5 protein-coding genes are annotated in these 4,771 nt (G+C 75.4%); all 5 read left to right on the top strand.

What is annotated here, in order from left to right:
* A partial coding sequence (locus ETD96_RS45500) for a hypothetical protein (protein WP_171069494.1) occupies nucleotides 1–1,327 on the top strand: 1,327 nt, incomplete at its 5' end.
* A gap of 10 nt (nucleotides 1,328–1,337) precedes the next feature.
* Complete coding sequence (locus tag ETD96_RS41440) at nucleotides 1,338–2,183, top strand: hypothetical protein (RefSeq protein ID WP_138641952.1); 846 nt, start codon at nucleotides 1,338–1,340, stop codon at nucleotides 2,181–2,183.
* Nucleotides 2,180–3,691 carry an NADH-quinone oxidoreductase subunit NuoF family protein gene (locus tag ETD96_RS41435; protein ID WP_138641951.1) on the top strand — a complete coding sequence of 504 codons (1,512 nt, stop codon included), beginning with the start codon at nucleotides 2,180–2,182 and terminating at the stop codon, nucleotides 3,689–3,691. Before ETD96_RS41440 ends, ETD96_RS41435 begins: the two co-directional genes overlap by 4 nt.
* A gap of 143 nt (nucleotides 3,692–3,834) precedes the next feature.
* Nucleotides 3,835–4,449, top strand: coding sequence for a DUF4142 domain-containing protein (locus ETD96_RS41430; protein ID WP_138641950.1), 615 nt, complete (start codon nucleotides 3,835–3,837; stop codon nucleotides 4,447–4,449).
* Nucleotides 4,450–4,486: 37 nt separating this feature from the next.
* The coding region (locus ETD96_RS41425) for a hypothetical protein (RefSeq protein ID WP_205719723.1) at nucleotides 4,487–4,771 on the top strand (285 nt) is incomplete at its 3' end.

Genomic DNA, 4,771 nt, shown 5'->3' with positions numbered 1-4,771 from the left:
AGATGTGTATAAGAGCCAGGAGCGGCGGGGGGCGCGGTCCGGGCCCAAGGCGCGGCCGCGGCGCGGCCGGCGGCCCAGCGACCGGCTGGGCATCGGCGCGATCGTGCTGTCCACCGCCGTCGGGCTGTCGCTGCTCGGCATCGCCGAGCGGGCGCTGCTGGACGGGGGGCCGCTCGGCGGCACGTCCGGGCCGGTCGGCTCGCAGCGCGCGATCCAGCCGCCGAAGCCGGGCACGGACGCGCCCGTGCAGCCGGGCCAGCCGTCCCGGCAGCCCGTCGAGGGCGGCGGTACCGGCCCGGTGGCGGACGGCCCCAGCCTGCGGGTGCTCGCCGCGCAGGTCCGGAAGCTGACGCTGGAGGAGCGCGGCGCCGCCGCGCGGCAGGCCTACGGCGCGGCGCCGACGCAGCCGCCGATCGTCGGCGCCACCCGGACGAGCGCCGACCGGACCTGGGTGTTCGGCACGACCGCGATCCCCGTCCCCGAGTCCAGCGCCGCCAACCCGGAGGTCGCGTTCTACGCGGCGCACTGGACCGGGGAGCGGTGGCAGGTCGGGCTGTCCGGCGGGGCGGCGTTCGCGACGCTGCTCGGCGACATGCCCGCGGCGGTGATGCCGGCGGCGGAGGGCCGGCTGCTGCGCGAGTACGGGACGGTCACCGCCGAGGGGGCCGCCGCGCTCGTCAACGGCACCCGGGCCGGCGACCGGCTGATGCTGCCGTGGAAGATCGGCCAGGTCTGGGCGATGACGACCTCGGACGGCTCCGCCCGCCCCCTGGCCTCGCTGGCGTTCTCCGGCGGCGACGGCCGCGTGGTCGCGGCCGCCAAGGGCAGGCTCTACCGGTTCTGCGGCAACGCGTCCGGCAACGCGTTGGTGATGCTGATCCACCCGAGCGGCCTCGCGACGACCTACTACCGGCTGCGGAACGTGACCCGGCTGCGCGACGGCGGTGTCGTCGCGCAGGGCGGCGCGCTCGGCGGCACCGGCACCGAGCGGCCCTGCGGCGGTGCGGAGGCGCCGCGCGCCGAGGTCGGGTTCGGGCTGCGCGGCGGCACCGGGACCGTGCCGCTGGACGGCGCCGAGATCGGCGGCTGGACGTTCCGGGAGCGGGCCAAGCCGCTGCTCGGGTTCGCCGAGCGCGGCGCCCTGCAAGTGCTCCCCGGGGGGCTGATGGCCAACCTCGGCCCCGTCCCGGCGGCGGAAGAGGAGGAGCCGGCGCCGCCGTCACCGTCCCCCGCCCCCTCGCCGGCGGACGGCGCAGGAACGGCCGCCGCCCCGGCGGCGGCCGCAACCGAGAACAGGAGTGCGAACGGTGCGAACTCGCAGCAGTGATGATCCCGCGGTGCCCACCTGGGTGCTGCGCGTCGTGCTCGCCGGCGCGGTGCTGGTGCTCGTCGGCGCGGCGACCCCGCCGGGAGCGGTCGCGGTCGCGAACGTGCAGTACTTCCTCAACTTCTACGCCGGGGTGTTCGCGCTCGTCTCCTACACCACCGCCGTGATGTGCGGGCTCCTCGCCACCGAGCGGCTGATCCTGAAGATCCGGCACCGGGTGCTCGCGCAGGCGGTGCACCGCGCGGCGGCCGTGGTGGCGACCGCGATGCTCGTCGCGCACGTCTCGGTGAAGGTGATGAACGGGCTGGCGCTGCCGGTGCAGGTCGTCGTCCCCGACGGCGGCGCCGTCGGCCTCGGCACGATCGCCGCCGAGCTGATGGTGCTCGTCCTGGTCACCGGGATGGTGCGGGCCCGGTTCGCGGTCCGCGGCAAGACCTGGATGTGGCGGTCGGCGCACGTGCTCGCCTACATCGCCTGGCCGATGGCGATCGTGCACGGCCTCATCACCGGCCGGTCCGCGGCGAACTGGGTGGTGCTGAGCTATGTGATGAGCGTGGTGCTGGTCGTGCTGGCGCTGGTCACCCGCATGATCGTGGTGATCAGGCCGCGGGAGCTGCCGCGCGCCGGCGCCGAGATCGACCCGTTCGCGGTGCCGGACGGCGCCGGGCGCGCCCGCGACCGGCGGGCGATGGCGGCCCGCGCGCACGACGAGGGGCGCGCCGCGGCGGCGGCCCGCGACCTCGGCGGCCGCGACTTCGCCGAGCGGGACGGCTACGACGATCCGCGCCGGACCACCCGCGACCCGCGCGGCGTGCCGCTCACCGGGCCCGGCCGCGACACCGAGGTGCTGCGATGACGTCGACGGTCACGGTCTCGGGCATCGGCGGCCCCCGCCTGACGCTCGGGTTCGACCGGTTCGACCGGCTGGACATCGACCGGCACCTGGCGGTGCACGGCAAGCTCCGCGCGCCCGGACTGGACGAGCTGATCCGCATGGCCGAGCAGGTCGACCTGCGGGGGCGCGGCGGGGCCGGGTTCCCGTTCGCGCGCAAGCTGATGGCGGTCGCGGCGCGGATCAGGCACCCCACCGCCGACCAGACCGCGCTGCTGCCGGGGGAGCGCGCCGACGAGCGCGGCTCCAGCGAGAACGTCGTCGTGGTCGTGAACGGCGCCGAGGGCGAGCCCGGCAGCGCCAAGGACAAGGTGCTGCTCGGCCGGGCCCCGCACCTCGTCCTGGACGGGGCGCAGATCGCCGCGTCCGCGCTCGGCACGCAGCGGATCGTCGTGGCCGTCGAGGACGACGAGGCCGCCCGCTCCGTGCGCGCCGCGATCAGCGAGCGGCGGATGCCGGCCCGCGTCGTCCGGCTGACCGAGCGGTTCATCTCCGGGGAGAGCGGCGCGGTGATCCGCGCGATCAACGGGGAGACGCCGATCCCGCCGGGCGTCAAGGTCCGCGCGTCCGACTCCGGGGTGGACGGTTTCCCGACGCTGCTGTCCAACACCGAGACGTTCGCGCAGCTCGCGGTGCTGGTCTCGCTCGGCTCCGACCTGTACGCCTCGGCCGGGACGGAGGAGGAGCCCGGCACCACGCTGCTCACGATCGGCGGCACCCAGGTCGTGGAGGCGCCGCTCGGCACGCCGCTGCAGGCCGTCCTCGACCACTGCCAGGTGCCGCCGTCGCCGGGCGTGCTCGTCGGCGGCTACCACGGCATGTGGCTCGGCCCGGCCGGGGTGGCGCGGGCCGTGCTGTCGCGGGCCGGGATGCGGCGCGTCGGCGGGACGGTCGGCGCCGGCATCATCCTCCCGCTCACCCAGGGCACCTGCCCGCTCGGCGAGGTCACCCGCATCGCGTCCTACCTCGCGGCGCAGTCCGCCGGGCAGTGCGGCCCGTGCCGGCTGGGGCTGCCGGACGTCGTCCGGTCGCTGAACGCGCTGACCGAGGGCGCCGGGACGGTGGAGGACGTGCGCCGCGCCGCCGGGGTCGGCCGGGGCCGCGGCGCCTGCACCCACCCGGACGGGACGGCGCGGTTCGTGCTGTCGGCGATGGAGGCGTTCGGCGCCGACATCGACGCGCACCGCTGGGGCGGCGGCTGCGGCCTGTCCACCTACGGCGTGCTGCCGCTGCCGGTGCCGGACGGCTCCGAGGGCCGGGTGGCGATCGACTGGAGCCGCTGCGACGGGCACGGGCTGTGCGCCTACCTCGTCCCCGAACTGATCCAGCTCGACCGCTACGGCTTTCCCGTGGTGCTCGGCACCGACATCCCGGAATGGCTGGAGAAGGACGTGCAGAAGGCCGTCGCGATGTGCCCGGCATTGGCGCTCCGCGTGGTCGGCGGCGTCCCGGGTGCGCCATCGCGGCGATGAATTCCGGAGGCGTGAAAAAGTGACATCTGCCGGACACCGTTGAACCTCGCGCCGGTGCGGTGCGTATTCACTGGCGGACCCGCGCCGCGTCCGTCGAGAGATCCCCGAGAGGAGGAAGAGGAACCTTGAGGAAATCCTACGGAATGGCTGGAGCGCGCAGGCTCCCGCGCCTGCGCAAGGGGCGCCTGCTGCTGGTGCTGGCGGCCGTGGCCGCCGTCGGCGCGGCCTTCGCGGTCGTGCTGAACCCGGTCGGCGTGCCCGCCAGCGGCGCGGCCAACCTGGGCGGCACCGTGCAGACGAAGTGGGGGCCGCTGAGCACCCTGGACCGGCAGCTGCTGGTCAAGGTCCGGCAGGCCGGGCTGTGGGAGATACCCGCCGGCCAGCAGGCGCAGCAGCGCGCCCGGGCGCCCCGCGTGCGGCAGGTCGCCGAGATCATCTGGCAGCAGCACGTCCAGCTGGACGCCGACACCCGCGCCACCGCCGAGAAGCTCGGCGTGCTGGTGCCGAACGAGCCGAGCGGGAGCCAGAAGAGCTGGCTCCGGGAGATGTCCGGAAAGTTCGGCGGTGATTACGACAAGACCTTCGTGCTGCGGCTGCGCGCCGCGCACGGGCAGGTCTTCGCGGTCATCGCGAAAGTGCGCGCGCAGTCGGAGAACTCGGTGATCCGCGCGTTCGCCGAGCGGGCGATGAAATTCGTCAATACGCACATGTCGCTGCTGGAGAGCACCGGCCTGGTGCCCCGGCGGGCCCTGCACTGACTGAACATCCCACCCCCCGCAAAGGGAGACCTTTTCCATGGGACGAAAGAAGAAAGCGTTCGCCGTGCTGGTCCCGGCGCTCGCCCTCATCGCGACCGCGTGCCAGGAGGCCCCTGGCGCTGCGGCCGGGCCGTACGGCCCGCAGACGACCCAGGCGGCCAATCCCGCCGCCTACCCGGCCCGCCCGGCCGAGGGCAACGGCATCCCCAACCTCCAGGGCGGCGGAGCCAGGCCGACCAGCGGCACCCAGCAGAACGGCGGCGGCCCGCAGGACGGCGCCCAGCCCACCGCTCAACCCACGGACCAGCCCACGGCCGAGCCC

This window comes from Actinomadura geliboluensis (genome assembly GCF_005889745.1).
Classification (GTDB): domain Bacteria; phylum Actinomycetota; class Actinomycetes; order Streptosporangiales; family Streptosporangiaceae; genus Spirillospora; species Spirillospora geliboluensis.
This window is presented reverse-complemented; position numbering and strand designations above follow the sequence as displayed.

What these genes read in the sequence shown, in the direction of transcription:
- ETD96_RS41435 (WP_138641951.1), top strand. Translation starts at nt 2,180, where the DNA reads ATGACGTCGACGGTCACGGTCTCGGGCATCGGCGGCCCCCGCCTGACG.
- ETD96_RS41430 (WP_138641950.1), top strand. Translation starts at nt 3,835, where the DNA reads ATGGCTGGAGCGCGCAGGCTCCCGCGCCTGCGCAAGGGGCGCCTGCTG.